This window comes from Citrobacter sp. wls757, assembly GCF_005280935.1.
GTDB classification, from domain to species: domain Bacteria; phylum Pseudomonadota; class Gammaproteobacteria; order Enterobacterales; family Enterobacteriaceae; genus Citrobacter; species Citrobacter portucalensis.
Genome location: NZ_SZWU01000049.1, coordinates 1 through 15810 on the forward strand (window position 1 = coordinate 1; position 15810 = coordinate 15810).

Below are 15810 nucleotides of genomic sequence, written 5' to 3' on the forward strand. Positions count from 1 at the left end.
AGTACTCTATCCAGCTGAGCTACGGATGCATCGGAAAACTTGCTTTACTGCCGATATTGATATCGTGATAAGCGATATCAAGTAAGAGATGGTGCATCCGGGAGGATTACTCGGCTGCGCCTCGCCCTGCGGGCCGTTGCTAAAGCAACGTTATCCTCCCTGGTGCTCGCGATTATCTCGCAGACCATGAAACAACAGTTTTGCTGTTGTCTCGGAGAATATGGTGCATCCGGGAGGATTCGAACCTCCGACCGCTCGGTTCGTAGCCGAGTACTCTATCCAGCTGAGCTACGGATGCAAATGGCGGTGAGGCGGGGATTCGAACCCCGGATGCAGCTTTTGACCGCATACTCCCTTAGCAGGGGAGCGCCTTCAGCCTCTCGGCCACCTCACCAACACGCCTCTTGCGAGTGCTTCGAAGAACTTGTTTCTGCTCATCGTCGCTGCGTGGCGCACATATTACTTTCTGGGACTTATAAGTCAAACAATTTTTCCAGAGCTTTTATCGTTTGCACATTTCACGCGCAATTAGTCTGCAAAAACGGCAAAAAGAGTGTTTTATCAACAGATAAATTGGCAATTTCCTGAAGGAGTGAACAAACGGAAACTTCGCAGGAAAAGGCATTACGCGCAGTGGAATCGAAAAAATGGGGAAGACGAAGAAGAAAAGAGAAGAAAAAGAGTAACTCAATCAGGTTGCGCCTCACCAGAAAGGTGAGACGCGAAAACCTTAGTAACTGGACTGCTGGGATTTTTCAGCCTGGATACGCTGGTAGATCTCTTCACGATGGACAGAAACTTCTTTCGGGGCGTTTACGCCAATGCGCACCTGGTTGCCCTTCACCCCTAAAACTGTCACGGTGACCTCATCGCCTATCATGAGGGTCTCACCAACTCGACGAGTCAGAATCAGCATTCTTTGCTCCTTGAAAGATTAAAAGAGTCGGGTCTCTCTGTATCCCGGCATTATCCATCATATAACGCCAAAAAGTAAGCGATGACAAACACCTAAGTGTAAGCAGTCACGGCATCACATTCTGTTAAACCTAAGTTTAGCCGATATACACAACTTCAACCTGACTTTATCGTTGTCGATAGCGTTGATTCAAACGCTGCGGATTGAAGTCCGCAGCGTCGACTTACGCTTATAATTATTACAGTTTTGCGCTGACCCAGCCTTTCACACTGGCTAACGCTGCAGGCAGAGCCGCTGCATCCGTACCACCGGCTTGCGCCATGTCCGGACGACCGCCACCCTTACCGCCGACCTGCTGAGCGACCATTCCAACCAGTTCCCCTGCTTTCACGCGATCTGTCACGTCCTTAGACACACCCGCAATCAGAGAAACCTTACCTTCCACTACCGTTGCCAGAACGATAACGGTAGACCCCAGTTGATTTTTCAGATCATCAACCATGGTACGCAACATTTTCGGCTCAACGTCCGCGAGTTCGCTGACCAGCAGCTTCACGCCGTTGATATCAACCGCTTTGCTGGAAAGATTTGCACTCTCCTGCGCCGCAGCCTGTTCCTTCAATTGCTGCAATTCTTTTTCCAGTTGACGTGTACGCTCCAGCACGGAACGAACTTTGTCACCGATATTCTGGCTATCGCCTTTCAGCAGCTGCGCAACATCGCTTAAGCGATCGCTCTCAGCATGCACGGTTTGGATAGCACCTTCACCGGTTACGGCTTCAATACGACGAACGCCTGCCGCAGTACCTGACTCGGACACAATGCGGAACAGACCGATATCACCCGTACGGCTGGCGTGAGTACCGCCACACAATTCGGTAGAGAAATCACCCATGCTCAGAACGCGCACATGGTCGTCATATTTCTCGCCAAACAGTGCCATTGCGCCTTTGGCTTTTGCCGCTTCGAGATCCATGATGTTCGTTTCAATCGGCAAGTTGCGACGGATTTGCGCGTTCACCAGATCTTCAACGGCACGGATTTCAGCAGGCTTCATTGCTTCGGTATGAGAGAAGTCGAAGCGCAGCAGTTTATCGTTAACCAACGAGCCTTTCTGTGCCACATGTGTGCCCAGAACCTGGCGCAGCGCTGCGTGCATCAGATGCGTTGCGGAGTGGTTCAAACGAATACGCGCACGACGGGCTTCATCCACATCAGCCTGTACCGCATCACCAATTTTCAGAGAACCCGCAGACAGCTTGCCAATGTGACCGATAGCCTGGCCATATTTCTGCGTGTCGCTAACGGCAAACGCGAAGCCTGCGCCTTTCAGCTCACCCTTGTCGCCAACCTGACCACCAGATTCCGCATAGAACGGCGTCTGATCCAGTACGACAACGGCATCCTGACCTGCGTTAATTGCGTCTACCGCTTTACCATCAACAAACAGCGCGGTCACTTTGCCGTTCAGTTCCAGGTGCTCGTAGCCTTTAAATTCAGAGGCGCCATCAACGCGAATCATCGCATTGTAGTCTGCGCCGAAGCCGCTGGCTTCACGCGCACGACGGCGCTGTTCTTCCATTGCAGCTTCAAAGCCCGCTTCATCAACCTTAATGTTACGCTCGCGGCAAACGTCTGCCGTCAGGTCAACCGGGAAACCGTAGGTGTCATACAGACGGAATGCGGTTTCGCCATCCAGCGTATTGCCAGACAGTTTTGCCAGTTCCTCGTCCAGCAGCGCCAGACCACGCTCCAGAGTACGCGCAAACTGCTCTTCTTCGGTTTTCAGAACCTGTTCAACCATAGCCTGCTGACGCTTCAGTTCTTCACCTGCAGAGCCCATGACGTCCACCAACGGACCAACCAGCTTGTAGAAGAAGGTATCCTTCGCGCCCAGCATGTTGCCATGACGTACCGCGCGACGAATGATACGGCGCAGCACATAGCCACGGTTTTCATTCGACGGCACAACACCATCGGCAATCAGGAATGCACAGGAACGGATATGGTCGGCGATAACGCGCAGAGACTTGTTGCTCAGATCGGTTGCGCCAGTGACTTTCGCCACGGATTCGATCAATGAGCGGAACAGGTCGATTTCATAGTTGGAGTTAACGTGTTGCAGCACGGCCGCAATACGCTCCAGACCCATACCGGTATCCACGGACGGTTTCGGCAGCGGTTCCATGGTGCCGTCAGCCTGACGGTTGAACTGCATGAAGACGATGTTCCAGATCTCAATGTAGCGATCCCCATCTTCTTCTGCGCTTCCCGGAGGTCCACCCCAGATATGGTCGCCGTGGTCGTAGAAAATTTCGGTACATGGACCGCAAGGACCGGTATCACCCATCTGCCAGAAGTTGTCTGAAGCATAAGCCGCACCTTTGTTATCACCGATACGGATGATACGTTCGCGCGGAATACCGACTTCTTTTTCCCAGATTTCATAGGCTTCATCGTCAGTTTCATAGACGGTTACCCACAGACGCTCTTTTGGCAGGGCAAACCAGTTTTCACCGGTCAGCAGTTCCCATGCATATTGAATAGCGTCGTGTTTGAAGTAATCGCCGAAGCTGAAGTTGCCCAGCATTTCGAAGAAAGTGTGGTGACGTGCAGTGTAACCGACGTTTTCCAGGTCATTGTGCTTACCGCCCGCACGTACACAACGCTGCGAGGTGGTTGCGCGGGAATAATTACGCTTGTCGAGGCCAAGGAAAACATCCTTGAACTGGTTCATCCCGGCGTTGGTAAACAACAAAGTAGGGTCATTGTTCGGTACCAGGGAGCTGCTGGCAACTACCTGGTGTCCTTTACTATGGAAAAAATCGAGAAACGCCTGACGGATCTCAGCGGTGCTCTTGCTCATAATTATCCTGAAGAAATCAAGCTAACGAAATGTCATTACCAGCATCGGCATGCAAACTGCGCCTCTGGCAATCGAAAAGTGGGAATAAGATAAGTTTTCTTTACTGGGAAGTAAAATCCCGTATGCGGTCAATCGTCAAAATTTCGCCATATTGCCTGAATATCTTCCATCAGATAGCCGCGATAGAGCAAAAAACGCTGGACCTTTACTTTATCTGAAAAATCGACAGGTAAAGGTTCACCGTACTTCCGAATGGCCTGCTCGCGTGCAAGCACTGCCCAGTCAATTTCGCACTCACGCATGGCCCGCTCGATAGCTTCACGTGCGATCCCTTTTTGGTTTAATTCCTGGCGCACTCGGGCTGGTCCATAACCTTTGCGGCTACGGCTGGCGATAAACTGCTGCACGAAACGATCATCATCCAGATAACGACTTTCAATACACCAGGCGATGACCTTGTCGTAATCCTCCGGCGTGGCATCAATTTCTTCTGGTCCATTTTTCCCCATCACCGGAGCGGCCAGCTTGCGCCGCAGTTCCTGCTCGCTGTGGTCGCGCATCGCCAGAATGCGTACGGCGCGGTCAAGCAGTCGGGAATAAGCGGAACGGCGGGAAGTTGCTTCTGTCATAGTAAGCCTTCAGAAATGAAAAAGGGCTGCATGATATGCAGCCCTTTACTATATGTGATTCACAACATGCGATTCAAAACAGATTATCAGAAATCTTCGTTCGTTTCTTTTACGTCTTCGCCGCTGTCATCAACGGAGAAATCAGGCGTTGAATCCTGGTTATTGAGCAGTAACTCACGTAATTTCTTCTCAATTTCTTTCGCAGTTGCCGGGTTTTCTTTCAGCCAGTTGGTCGCATTCGCCTTACCCTGACCGATTTTCTCACCGTTGTAGCTGTACCATGCACCGGCTTTTTCAATCAGCTTCTCTTTCACGCCCAGGTCAACCAGTTCGCCGTAGAAGTTGATGCCTTCACCATAAAGGATCTGGAATTCAGCCTGTTTGAACGGCGCTGCAATTTTGTTTTTCACAACCTTAACGCGGGTTTCGCTGCCGACCACGTTGTCGCCTTCTTTCACCGCGCCAATACGACGGATGTCCAGACGAACAGACGCATAGAATTTCAGGGCGTTACCACCGGTGGTGGTTTCCGGGTTACCAAACATAACGCCAATCTTCATACGGATCTGGTTGATGAAAATCAGCAGCGTGTTGGACTGCTTCAGGTTACCGGCCAGCTTACGCATTGCCTGGCTCATCATACGCGCCGCAAGGCCCATGTGAGAGTCGCCAATCTCGCCTTCGATTTCTGCCTTCGGCGTCAATGCGGCAACGGAGTCGACAACGATAACGTCAACCGCACCGGAGCGCGCCAGCGCATCACAGATTTCCAGCGCTTGTTCACCGGTATCCGGCTGAGAACACAGCAGGTTGTCGATATCAACGCCAAGCTTACGGGCATAGACCGGATCCAGCGCGTGTTCCGCATCGATAAATGCACAGGTTTTACCTTCACGCTGCGCAGCGGCAATAACCTGCAGGGTCAGCGTTGTTTTACCGGAGGATTCAGGCCCGTAGATTTCGACGATACGGCCCATTGGCAAACCGCCCGCGCCCAATGCGATATCCAGAGAAAGCGAACCGGTGGAGATAGTTTCCACATCCATGGAACGGTCTTCACCCAGGCGCATGATGGAGCCTTTACCGAATTGCTTTTCGATCTGACCCAGCGCTGCAGCCAACGCTTTCTGTTTGTTTTCGTCGATAGCCATTAATTACTCCTGTCATGCCGCTTTCGGGTTAAACCGCGAAACGTGATAGATAATGTTCTGTTGATGCAATTATACTGTATGCTCATACAGTATCAAGTATTTTGTAGAAATTGTTGCCACAGGGTTTGTAACGCGTAGACGGTCGCCTGTCGACGTACCGCGTCGCGATCGCCGCTGAAGCATTCCCGACGCGTAATCCCCTCGCCGCTCGCGCTGGCAAAGGCGAACCATACGGTACCCACGGGCTTTTCTTCACTGCCGCCATCCGGCCCGGCAATACCGCTGATCGAGACCGCGAAATGCGCGCGGGCAGCTTTTAGCGCGCCAATCGCCATCTCCACTACTACAGGCTCGCTCACCGCCCCATGCTGGGCCAGCGTCTCTTCGCGCACGCCTATCATCTGTGCTTTGGCTTCGTTGCTGTAGGTCACAAACCCGCGTTCAAACCAGGCGGAGCTTCCGGCAATATCCGTAATCGCTTTGGCCACCCAGCCGCCGGTGCAGGACTCCGCCGTCGTAACGGTCGCCCCACGCGCTTTCAGCGCCAGGCCAACCTGCTCACTTAACTGCATCAGTTCACTGTCGGTCATTTCAGCCTCTGTCAGTTAAAAAATATGCCGGACAAGATAGCACTTTCATAACCAATGTGGGGATGGAGAGAACGTTTTACGAGGGGGATTCCAAAAATTGCTCCGTTGCATAAATAAGACCTACCGGATGACGATATCAGGGCATCTTATCCGGCCTACAAGAGATTTCTTCCTGTAGGCCGGTGGAGCGATTACTGCACGCGCGCCAGCGCGACCGCCTGACCCAACTGCCACACGGCCATCGCGTAGTGGGTACTGTGGTTGTAGCGGGTGATGGTGTAGAAGTTCGGCAATCCATACCAGTACTGATAGCCGGTACCAATATCCAGGCGCAGCAGGCTGGCCTGCTGATGATTACCCAACGACTGCTGTGGCGTCAGCCCCGCCGCAGCAAGCTGAGAAATGCTGTACTGGGTTTTAAAGCCGTTCGCCAGCCCAGGTGCCTGACCATTTGCCGGCACCGCGACCGTATCGCCTTTCACCCAGCCGTGGCCCTTGAAGTAATTCGCCACGCTACCGATGGCATCAACCGGATCCCACAGGTTAATGTGGCCATCGCCATTGAAATCAACGGCATATTGCTTATAGGAAGACGGCATAAACTGGCCGTAGCCCATCGCGCCGGCGAAAGAACCTTTCAAATCGAGCGGATCGTCGCTTTCATCTCGCGCCATCAGCAGGAAGGTTTCCAGTTCACCAGAGAAGTATTCCGCACGACGAGGATAGTTAAACGACAGCGTCGCCAGCGCATCCAGAATCCGCGTTTTACCCATCACGCGGCCCCAACGCGTTTCAACGCCGATAATGCCAACGATAATTTCCGGCGGAACACCATAGACCTGCCACGCGCGGTTCAGCGCATCTTCATATTGATTCCAGAAGGCTACGCCATTTTGCACGTTGTCAGGCGTGATGAACTGTTTGCGGTAGCGCAGCCATGCGCCGTTAGGACCGGCTGGCGGTTGAGTCGTCGGTGCCTGGCGGTCCATCAAACGCAATACCGAGTCCAGACGCTTGGCCTGCGACAAGATCTCCTGCAGTTGCTGGCGGTCAAAGCCGTGCTTGTTCACCATTTTTTCGATGAACTGCTGCGCGTTCGGATTATTGGCAAAATCACCGCCCGTTTGCATGACGTTGTGCTGTGGCTCAAGCAGGAAGCCGCCGGATGGCGCACCCGTAGTCGTTTGAGTCTCTGAAGGTTTAGGTTTGCTGCTACAGGCAGCGAGCAGTACGAAAAGGGGGAGTAACGCTACATAACGACGCTTGAACATGAGACATCCATTAAACAAATTCAGCCTGGGAGAAGTATGGTAAAGCATCCTCCGCCATACAAGGAAGCGGTAGTCGCTCTCCTTCACAGAATTTACATCCCCTTTCATCTCTGACCTTCATATTTGCGAGCTTTCACGCAATAACTTTCAAGTTAAAATATTTATCTTTCATTTTGAGATCAAAATAACACTTTTATATCTTTCGATCTGATTAAAATTAGCCACCGTTTGGCAAGATAACTAAAATCCCTACAGGAGAGAATAATGATCGACACCATCACACTCGGTGCTGAGTGGTTTATCGGGCTGTTCCAGAAAGGCGGAGAAGTGTTTACCGGTATGGTGACCGGTATTCTTCCCCTGCTGATTAGCCTGCTGGTCATCATGAATGCGCTGATTAACTTTATCGGCCAGCAGCGTATTGAACGTTTTGCTCAGCGCTGCGCCGGAAATCCACTGTCCCGCTATTTGCTGCTGCCGTGCATCGGCACATTTGTATTTTGTAACCCGATGACGCTGAGTCTGGGTCGCTTTATGCCAGAAAAATACAAGCCCAGCTACTACGCCGCCGCCTCTTACAGTTGCCATTCCATGAACGGCTTATTCCCGCACATCAACCCCGGCGAACTGTTTGTCTATCTGGGGATCGCCAGCGGCCTGACCACGCTGGGGCTTCCGCTTGGCCCACTGGCGGTGAGCTACCTGCTGGTCGGTTTGGTGACTAACTTCTTCCGCGGCTGGGTGACCGATTTCACCACCACTATCTTCGAGAAAAAAATGGGCATTCAACTTGAACAGAAGGTGCATCTGGCGGGAGCAACATCATGACACGTATTCGTATTGAAAAAGGCACCGGCGGCTGGGGTGGCCCCCTTGAACTGGATGCCGTTCCGGGCAAGAAAATTGTCTATATCACCGCAGGAACTCGCCCCGCAATAGTCGACAGGATAGCAAGCCTGACCGGTTGGCAGGCAGTTGATGGCTTCAAAGAAGGCGAGCCGCCGGAGAACGAGATTGGTGTGGCGATCATCGACTGCGGCGGCACGCTGCGCTGTGGGATCTATCCCAAACGCCGTATACCGACGGTGAATATTCACGCTACGGGTAAATCCGGCCCGCTGGCTCAGTACATTGTCGAAGATATCTATGTCTCTGGCGTGAAAGAAGAAAACATCACGATTGTCGGCGAGGCATCCGCTGCGCCGCAACCTGCAAGCAGCACTATCGGTCGCGATTACGACACCAGTAAAAAGATTACCGAACAAAGCGACGGCCTGTTGGCAAAAGTGGGAATGGGCATGGGTTCAGCCGTTGCGGTTCTGTTCCAGTCCGGACGTGACACCATCGATACCGCCCTGAAAACTATTCTGCCATTTATGGCGTTCGTCTCGGCCCTGATCGGCATCATTATGGCTTCGGGTCTGGGAGACTGGATTGCCCATGGACTCGCGCCGCTGGCCAGCCATCCGTTGGGACTGGTTACTCTGGCGCTGATCTGCTCTTTCCCGCTGCTGTCGCCTTTCCTCGGCCCCGGTGCGGTTATCGCCCAGGTTATCGGCGTGCTGATCGGTGTACAGATTGGTCTGGGGAACATTCCTCCGCATCTGGCGCTACCTGCCCTGTTCGCCATTAACGCCCAGGCTGCATGTGACTTTATTCCAGTTGGGTTGTCGCTGGCCGAAGCGCGTCAGGACACTGTCCGCGTCGGCGTGCCATCCGTACTGGTGAGCCGTTTTCTGACCGGCGCACCTACCGTTCTCATCGCCTGGTTTGTTTCTGGCTTTATTTACCAATAAGGGGCACTCCAAAATGACCGTCATTTATCAAACCACCATCACCCGTATCGGCCAAAGCGCCCCGGATGCACTGTGCGACCAGATGCTGATTACCTTTCGTGAAGGCGCGCCAGCGGATATCGAAGAGTTTTGTTTCATCCATTGCCACGGGGACCTGAACGGCTCTTTACAAGCAGGGATCCAGTTTGAACTGGGCCAGCACCACTACCCGGTCACCGCCGTTGGCAGCGTGGCGGAACAAAACTTACGTGAACTCGGGCATATCACCCTGCGCTTTGACGGGCAGAGCGAAGCGGAATTCCCCGGCACTGTACACGTTGCGGGCCCCGTCCCGGACGGTATCGCCCCGGGCTGTATTTTGAAGTTTGTTGCTTAAGATTGAAGGAGATAAAAATGAATCAGGTTGCCGTTGTCATTGGTGGAGGCCAGACCCTGGGGGCATTCCTTTGCCGTGGGCTTGCGACAGAAGGATACCGCGTCGCGGTGGTGGATATTCAAAGCGATAAAGCTGCCAACGTCGCGCAAGAAATTAACGCCGAGTTTGGCGAAGGTACCGCGTACGGTTTTGGCGCAGATGCCACCAGCGAACAGAGCGTGCTGGCGCTGTCGCGCGGAGTGGATGAAATATTCGGTCGTGTCGATCTGCTGGTTTACAGCGCGGGTATCGCTAAAGCCGCTTTTATCAGCGACTTTCAGCTTGGGGATTTCGACCGCTCGCTGCAGGTCAATCTGGTCGGCTACTTCCTCTGTGCTCGTGAATTTTCACGCCTGATGATCCGCGATGGCGTGCAGGGACGCATTATCCAGATCAACTCAAAATCAGGGAAAGTGGGCAGCAAACACAATTCAGGCTACAGCGCGGCAAAATTTGGTGGCGTGGGCTTAACTCAGTCGCTGGCGCTGGATCTGGCGGAGTACGGGATCACCGTACATTCGCTGATGCTCGGCAACCTGCTGAAATCACCAATGTTTCAGTCGTTATTACCGCAATATGCGACCAAGCTGGGCCTTAAGCCAGACGAAGTGGAGCAGTACTACATTGATAAGGTTCCGCTTAAACGCGGCTGCGATTATCAGGACGTACTGAACATGCTGCTGTTTTACGCCAGTCCAAAAGCCTCTTACTGCACCGGGCAGTCCATCAACGTGACCGGCGGTCAGGTGATGTTTTAATGTTGAATTGCCGGATGGCGGCTGCGCTTATCCGGCAAAATCAAAGGAGTACATAATGGTTTCCGCACTGATTACCGTCGCCGCAATCGCCTGGTGCCTGCAACTGGCGCTTGGTGGCTGGCAAATATCCCGCTTTAACCGGGCGTTTGATCAACTCTGCCAGCAAGGTCGGGTTGGTGTTGGTCGCTCCGGTGGGCGTTTTAAACCGCGCGTGGTGGTAGCCATTGCGCTGGATGAGCAGCAACGGGTGACCGACACGTTATTTATGAAAGGTCTTACGGTATTCGCCCGACCAGGCAAAATTGCCACGATAATGGGCAAACATCTTGATGATTTACAGCCTGATGTGATCTTTCCCCATGATCCGTTATCACAGAATGCACTATCATTGGCGCTTAAACTGAAACATGGGTAATTTCGTTGTGAATGCTAATAGCTTGCGAAATTATCATTTTGCAACTTATTAAGTCAGGGTAATCACGCCTATGAAACCTCGTCAGCGTCAGGCTGCCATACTGGAGCATCTGCAAAAGCAGGGCAAATGCTCGGTTGAAGAACTGGCCCACTACTTTGACACGACCGGCACGACCATTCGCAAAGACCTGGTCATTCTGGAAAATGCCGGAACCGTCATTCGTACCTATGGCGGCGTGGTATTAAATAAAGACGAATCCGACCCGCCAATCGATCACAAAACGCTAATCAATACGCATAAAAAAGAGCAGATTGCCGAAGTCGCCGTCCGTTTTATACACGATGGCGACTCTATTATTCTGGATGCGGGTAGCACCGTACTGCAGATGGTGCCGATGCTCACGCGCTTTAGCAACATCACCGTCATGACCAACAGTCTGCACATTGTTAACGCCCTTTCGGAGCTGGACAACGAGCAAACTATCCTGATGCCCGGCGGGACCTTTCGCAAAAAATCTGCGTCATTTCACGGTCAGTTGGCAGAAAACGCCTTTGAGCAGTTCAGCTTTGATAAACTCTTCATGGGCACCGACGGCATTGACCTTAATGCCGGCGTGACCACCTTTAATGAGGTGTTTAGCGTCAGTAAAGCGATGTGCAATGCCGCTCGCGAAGTGATTCTGATGGCTGACTCGTCAAAATTTGGGCGCAAAAGCCCTAATGTTGTATGCAGTCTGGAAAGCGTCGACAAGCTGATTACCGATGCGGGCATCGACCCTGCGTTTCGTCAGGCGCTGGAAGCAAAAGGGATTGAAGTGATCATAACCGGAGAAACCAATGAGTGATGCACTACTGAACGCGGGCCGTCAGACGTTAATGCTGGAACTACAGGAAGCCAGCCGACTGCCAGAACGCCTGGGCGATGATTTTGTCCGCGCCGCCAATACGATTATCCACTGTGAAGGCAAAGTCATTGTCTCCGGTATTGGTAAATCAGGTCATATTGGCAAAAAAATTGCGGCGACCCTCGCCAGCACCGGCACGCCCGCCTTTTTTGTGCATCCGGCGGAAGCGCTGCACGGCGACTTAGGGATGATCGAAAGCCGTGATGTCATGCTGTTTATCTCCTACTCCGGCGGTGCGAAAGAGCTGGATCTCATCATCCCACGCCTGGAAGACAAATCCGTCGCACTGCTGGCAATGACCGGAAAACCGACCTCACCGTTGGGTCTGGCAGCCAAAGCCGTGCTGGATATTTCCGTTGAGCGCGAAGCCTGTCCGATGCGCCTGGCACCGACGTCCAGCACCGTAAATACGTTGATGATGGGCGACGCGCTGGCGATCGCCGTAATGCAGGCGCGCGGCTTTAACGAAGAAGATTTTGCCCGCTCACATCCGGCAGGTGCGCTGGGCGCTCGTCTGTTAAATAAAGTGCATCATCTGATGCGCCGTGACGATGCCATACCTCAGGTGAAGCTCACCACCAGCGTTATGGACGCGATGCTGGAACTCAGTCGCACGGGTCTTGGCCTGGTCGCGGTATGCGACGACCTGTCACTGGTGAAAGGGGTCTTTACCGACGGCGACCTGCGCCGCTGGCTGGTTGGCGGCGGAGCGCTCACCACCCAGGTTAGCGAAGCTATGACTCAGAATGGCATTACGCTACAGGCGCAGAGCCGCGCGATTGACGCCAAAGAGATCCTGATGAAGCGTAAAATCACTGCCGCACCGGTGGTCGATGAAAACGGTAAACTCACCGGTGCTATCAACCTGCAGGATTTCTATCAGGCCGGTATTATCTAATCCTTCAGACCCAGACGTTTCGCCAGCCGGTGCAGGTTGGCAACGTCTGTTTCCAGCGCCCGTGCACTTGCCGCCCAACTGTGATTATTTTGCGCCAGTGCCCGGCGGATCATCTCCCGCTGGAACGACTCTGTTGCTTCACGCAGATTGTGATGTTGTGGGATCTCCGCAACAACTTCCGCCACCTGCGGAGCCGGACCTTCATCCTGAAAGGCAAAATGCTGCGCCTCCAGCACCACTTCATCCCCTGCTCTGGTAGCCCGGGCCAGAACAACCGCCCGGTGAATGGCATGTTCCAGCTCGCGCACGTTTCCGGGCCAGCCGTAATTCAGCAGATGGCTACGCGCGCCGGGGCTTAGCACCACGCGGGAAAGACCCAGCCGCAGTCGGCATTGCTCGCAAAAATAGCCGGCCAGCAGTACCACATCTTCGCCGCGCTCACGAAGAGGCGGTACAGAAAGGGGGAAGACGCTCAGACGGTGGAACAAATCCGCGCGGAAATTCCCGGCCAGCACCTCTTCGCGTAAATCACGGTTCGTCGCCGCCAGCACCCGCACATCCACGCGCAGGCTGCGATCGTCACCCACGCGCTGAATATCGCCGTACTGCAATACGCGCAGCAGCTTAGCCTGTAGCGCCAGCGAGAGTTCGCCTATCTCGTCGAGAAACAGCGTCCCATTGTCGGCCATTTCAAACTTACCGCTACGATTGCTGATAGCCCCGGTAAACGCGCCTTTTACGTGACCAAACAGCTCACTTTCGGCTACGGTTTCCGGCAACGCTGCACAGTTCAGATACACCAGTGGATTCACCGCACGCGGCGAACCTTCATGGATAGCTTTAGCCACCAGCTCCTTCCCGGTCCCTGTTTCGCCGCTAATCAGCACGTTGAGATCGGACCCCGCCACAATCTCAATTTCTTTTTTCAGCTGCATCATATTGGGCGAAAGGCCAATCATCTGGGTTTCCGTCACCTGCTCAAAGTTGGTTGACGAACCTGGCAGCATATTCTGGCTTTCCAGTTGTTCAATCAGCAGCGCATTGCTCAGCGCACCCGCCGCCAGCGCGGCAATCAGCCTAAGCTCCTCATCGCTGAAAACATCGAACTGATCGGGCTCCATGCCATCCAGAGTTAACGCACCAATCAAATTTTGACCGGCGAACAACGGCAGCCCAATACAGGCATGCACCTTCAGACTCTCCTGCCCCGGAATCAGACCATCATATGGGTCTGGCAAATCGCTGTCGGCAGGGAAACGAACCACGTCTCCGGCGCGGGCAATCGCCTCCAGACGCGGATGCCCTTCCAGAGTAAAGCGTCTGCCGAGAACATCTTGCGCCAGCCCATCGATCGCCAGCGGAATAAACTGTCGCGACTCGTAGCGCAGCAGTGCCGACGCGTCGCACTCCAGCACCTGACGCAAAGTGGTTATCAGACGTTGAAAACGGTCCTGATGTCCAATACCGCTTTGTAATTCAATGGCGATGCCCGCCAGCACGTCTACGGAAAAGCTCATGACTACCTCATTGTCATTTTGACAATTCATATTGTCATATTGACAATAAAATGAATAGTCATTTTGACTACCACTTAATAAGCAGGAAACAATAAAATCATTAAAATCAAAAAGATAAAAAGTTGGCACGCAACCTGCAATAAGCAAAACATCTTTTTTAGAAAAACGCTGAATTAATTACTGAGGTTGCTATGTCTATTCTGGTTAAAAATAACATTCATTGGGTTGGCCAACGTGACTGGGAAGTTCGTGATTTCCACGGGACTGAATACAAAACGCTGCGCGGCAGCAGCTACAACAGCTATCTCATCCGTGAAGAAAAAAATGTCCTGATCGATACAGTAGACCACAAGTTTAGCCGTGAATTCGTGCAGAACCTGCGCAGTGAAATTGACCTCGCGGATATCGACTACATCATCATTAACCACGCGGAAGAAGACCATGCAGGGGCGCTGACTGAGCTGATGTCCTGCATCCCGGACACGCCGATTTACTGCACAGCCAACGCCATTGACTCCATCAACGGGCATCACCATCACCCGGAGTGGAACTTTAACGTGGTGAAAACCGGTGATTCACTGGACATTGGTAACGGCAAACAGCTGATCTTCGTTGAAACGCCAATGCTGCACTGGCCTGACAGCATGATGACCTACATGACCGGCGACGCGGTGCTGTTCAGTAACGACGCCTTCGGTCAGCACTACTGCGACGAACGTCTGTTTAACGACGAAGTTGACCAGACCGAACTGTTCGAACAGTGCCAGCGTTACTACGCCAACATTCTGACGCCGTTCAGCCGTCTGGTTACACCGAAAATTACTGAGATCCTCGGCTTCAACCTGCCTGTCGATATGATTGCTACTTCCCACGGCGTGGTATGGCGCGACAACCCGACGCAAATCGTGGAAATGTACCTGAAATGGGCGGCGGATTATCAGGAAGACCGCATCACCATTTTCTACGACACCATGTCCAACAACACCCGCATGATGGCGGACGCCATAGCCCAGGGCATCAACGAAGTTGACCCGAACGTGGCGGTGAAAATCTTTAACGTCGCCCGTAGCGATAAGAACGAAGTTCTGACTAACGTCTTCCGCTCTAAAGGCGTGCTGGTCGGTACTTCGACGATGAACAACGTAATGATGCCAAAAATCGCCGGTTTGGTGGAAGAGATGACCGGCCTGCGTTTTCGTAACAAACGCGCCAGCGCCTTTGGCTCACACGGCTGGAGCGGCGGCGCAGTAGACCGTTTGTCTACGCGTTTGCAGGATGCTGGTTTCGAAATGTCGCTGAGCCTGAAGGCGAAATGGCGTCCGGACCTGGATGCGCTGGAACTATGCCGCCAGCACGGCCGTGAAATCGCGCGTCAGTGGGCGCTTGCTCCACTGCCGGAAACAACCGTGAAACCCGCATCCAAAGAAGAAGAATGCGCTTGCGCCGCTGCGGCTGCCGCCGATCTTGGCCCTAGCATGCAGTGCAGCGTGTGCCAGTGGATTTACGACCCGGCAAAAGGTGAACCGCTGCAGGATGTTGCGCCGGGAACACCGTGGAGCGACGTGCCTGACAACTTCCTGTGCCCGGAATGTTCATTAGGTAAAGACGTCTTCGACGTCCTGGCAACGGAGGCAAAATGAGCCGCGGAATTGTCATTATTGGTTCGGGCTTCGCCGCCCGCCAG

At 53.2% G+C, this 15810-nt stretch carries 15 protein-coding genes and 2 tRNA genes; 8 read left to right on the forward strand and 9 right to left on the reverse strand.

Annotation, left to right across the window (positions count from 1 at the left end; translation table 11 throughout):
* Positions 1-221 precede the first annotated feature (221 nt).
* The 8 genes from FDW94_RS12380 to mltB all read right to left on the reverse strand — a co-directional run bounded on the left by FDW94_RS12380 (position 222) and on the right by mltB (position 7423).
* Positions 222-298 (reverse strand) — tRNA-Arg (locus tag FDW94_RS12380).
* Between the two features lie 3 nt (positions 299-301).
* Positions 302-394: transfer RNA gene (locus FDW94_RS12385), tRNA-Ser, on the reverse strand.
* Between the two features lie 336 nt (positions 395-730).
* The gene (gene csrA, locus FDW94_RS12390) at positions 731-916 is read right to left on the reverse strand and encodes a carbon storage regulator CsrA (protein ID WP_000906486.1); all 186 of its coding nucleotides are present in this window, start codon (positions 914-916) and stop codon (positions 731-733) included.
* 238 nt (positions 917-1154) lie between these two features.
* A complete protein-coding gene (gene alaS / locus FDW94_RS12395; protein WP_137377666.1) occupies positions 1155-3782 on the reverse strand; it encodes an alanine--tRNA ligase in 2628 nt (875 codons plus the stop codon).
* A gap of 128 nt (positions 3783-3910) precedes the next feature.
* The gene (gene recX / locus FDW94_RS12400) at positions 3911-4411 is read right to left on the reverse strand and encodes a recombination regulator RecX (RefSeq protein ID WP_048225248.1); all 501 of its coding nucleotides are present in this window, start codon (positions 4409-4411) and stop codon (positions 3911-3913) included.
* An 86-nt stretch (positions 4412-4497) separates the two neighbouring features.
* The gene (recA, locus tag FDW94_RS12405; protein ID WP_003037330.1) at positions 4498-5562 is read right to left on the reverse strand and encodes a recombinase RecA; all 1065 of its coding nucleotides are present in this window, start codon (positions 5560-5562) and stop codon (positions 4498-4500) included.
* A 92-nt stretch (positions 5563-5654) separates the two neighbouring features.
* A complete protein-coding gene (gene pncC, locus FDW94_RS12410) occupies positions 5655-6152 on the reverse strand; it encodes a nicotinamide-nucleotide amidase (RefSeq protein WP_048225249.1) in 498 nt (165 codons plus the stop codon).
* A gap of 191 nt (positions 6153-6343) precedes the next feature.
* Positions 6344-7423 carry a lytic murein transglycosylase B gene (gene mltB, locus FDW94_RS12415; RefSeq protein ID WP_003037336.1) on the reverse strand — a complete coding sequence of 360 codons (1080 nt, stop codon included), beginning with the start codon at positions 7421-7423 and terminating at the stop codon, positions 6344-6346.
* Positions 7424-7687: 264 nt separating this feature from the next.
* Here mltB and srlA point away from each other — a divergent pair, with 264 nt between their 5' ends.
* From srlA to gutQ, 7 genes are all read left to right on the forward strand, one after another.
* Complete coding sequence (srlA, locus tag FDW94_RS12420; protein WP_003037339.1) at positions 7688-8251, forward strand: PTS glucitol/sorbitol transporter subunit IIC; 564 nt, start codon at positions 7688-7690, stop codon at positions 8249-8251.
* Positions 8248-9219, forward strand: coding sequence for a PTS glucitol/sorbitol transporter subunit IIB (locus FDW94_RS12425; RefSeq protein WP_137377667.1), 972 nt, complete (start codon positions 8248-8250; stop codon positions 9217-9219). The genes srlA and FDW94_RS12425 overlap by 4 nt, the downstream gene beginning before the upstream one ends.
* Before the next feature lie 13 nt (positions 9220-9232).
* Positions 9233-9595 (forward strand): PTS glucitol/sorbitol transporter subunit IIA, encoded by a 363-nt coding sequence (srlB, locus tag FDW94_RS12430; RefSeq protein ID WP_071445670.1) that lies wholly within the window; start codon positions 9233-9235, stop codon positions 9593-9595.
* 17 nt (positions 9596-9612) lie between these two features.
* Positions 9613-10392, forward strand: coding sequence for a sorbitol-6-phosphate dehydrogenase (gene srlD / locus FDW94_RS12435; RefSeq protein ID WP_003037345.1), 780 nt, complete (start codon positions 9613-9615; stop codon positions 10390-10392).
* Between the two features lie 55 nt (positions 10393-10447).
* Positions 10448-10807: a transcriptional regulator GutM gene (gene gutM / locus FDW94_RS12440; protein ID WP_008785622.1), complete on the forward strand. Its 360-nt coding sequence runs from the start codon at positions 10448-10450 to the stop codon at positions 10805-10807.
* Positions 10808-10877: 70 nt separating this feature from the next.
* Positions 10878-11651 carry a DNA-binding transcriptional repressor gene (locus tag FDW94_RS12445; RefSeq protein WP_137377668.1) on the forward strand — a complete coding sequence of 258 codons (774 nt, stop codon included), beginning with the start codon at positions 10878-10880 and terminating at the stop codon, positions 11649-11651.
* Complete coding sequence (gene gutQ, locus FDW94_RS12450; RefSeq protein WP_137377669.1) at positions 11644-12609, forward strand: arabinose-5-phosphate isomerase GutQ; 966 nt, start codon at positions 11644-11646, stop codon at positions 12607-12609. Before FDW94_RS12445 ends, gutQ begins: the two co-directional genes overlap by 8 nt.
* Here the strand turns inward: gutQ and norR are convergent.
* A complete protein-coding gene (norR, locus tag FDW94_RS12455; protein WP_137377670.1) occupies positions 12606-14126 on the reverse strand; it encodes a nitric oxide reductase transcriptional regulator NorR in 1521 nt (506 codons plus the stop codon). The two genes, gutQ and norR, sit on opposite strands and share 4 nt — an antisense overlap.
* A 191-nt stretch (positions 14127-14317) precedes the next feature.
* On the opposite strand from norR, the gene norV reads away from it, so the two are divergent.
* Positions 14318-15766 carry an anaerobic nitric oxide reductase flavorubredoxin gene (gene norV / locus FDW94_RS12465; RefSeq protein ID WP_048225258.1) on the forward strand — a complete coding sequence of 483 codons (1449 nt, stop codon included), beginning with the start codon at positions 14318-14320 and terminating at the stop codon, positions 15764-15766.
* Positions 15767-15810 lie beyond the last annotated feature (44 nt).

Excerpts from the sequence above, each read along its gene's own strand:
- csrA (WP_000906486.1), bottom strand. The coding sequence starts at position 916 with ATGCTGATTCTGACTCGTCGAGTTGGTGAGACCCTCATGATAGGCGAT.
- alaS (WP_137377666.1), bottom strand. The coding sequence starts at position 3,782 with ATGAGCAAGAGCACCGCTGAGATCCGTCAGGCGTTTCTCGATTTTTTC.
- recX (WP_048225248.1), bottom strand. The coding sequence starts at position 4,411 with ATGACAGAAGCAACTTCCCGCCGTTCCGCTTATTCCCGACTGCTTGAC.
- recA (WP_003037330.1), bottom strand. The coding sequence starts at position 5,562 with ATGGCTATCGACGAAAACAAACAGAAAGCGTTGGCTGCAGCGCTGGGT.
- pncC (WP_048225249.1), bottom strand. The coding sequence starts at position 6,152 with ATGACCGACAGTGAACTGATGCAGTTAAGTGAGCAGGTTGGCCTGGCG.
- mltB (WP_003037336.1), bottom strand. The coding sequence starts at position 7,423 with ATGTTCAAGCGTCGTTATGTAGCGTTACTCCCCCTTTTCGTACTGCTC.
- srlA (WP_003037339.1), top strand. The coding sequence starts at position 7,688 with ATGATCGACACCATCACACTCGGTGCTGAGTGGTTTATCGGGCTGTTC.
- FDW94_RS12425 (WP_137377667.1), top strand. The coding sequence starts at position 8,248 with ATGACACGTATTCGTATTGAAAAAGGCACCGGCGGCTGGGGTGGCCCC.
- srlB (WP_071445670.1), top strand. The coding sequence starts at position 9,233 with ATGACCGTCATTTATCAAACCACCATCACCCGTATCGGCCAAAGCGCC.
- srlD (WP_003037345.1), top strand. The coding sequence starts at position 9,613 with ATGAATCAGGTTGCCGTTGTCATTGGTGGAGGCCAGACCCTGGGGGCA.
- gutM (WP_008785622.1), top strand. The coding sequence starts at position 10,448 with ATGGTTTCCGCACTGATTACCGTCGCCGCAATCGCCTGGTGCCTGCAA.
- FDW94_RS12445 (WP_137377668.1), top strand. The coding sequence starts at position 10,878 with ATGAAACCTCGTCAGCGTCAGGCTGCCATACTGGAGCATCTGCAAAAG.
- gutQ (WP_137377669.1), top strand. The coding sequence starts at position 11,644 with ATGAGTGATGCACTACTGAACGCGGGCCGTCAGACGTTAATGCTGGAA.
- norR (WP_137377670.1), bottom strand. The coding sequence starts at position 14,126 with ATGAGCTTTTCCGTAGACGTGCTGGCGGGCATCGCCATTGAATTACAA.
- norV (WP_048225258.1), top strand. The coding sequence starts at position 14,318 with ATGTCTATTCTGGTTAAAAATAACATTCATTGGGTTGGCCAACGTGAC.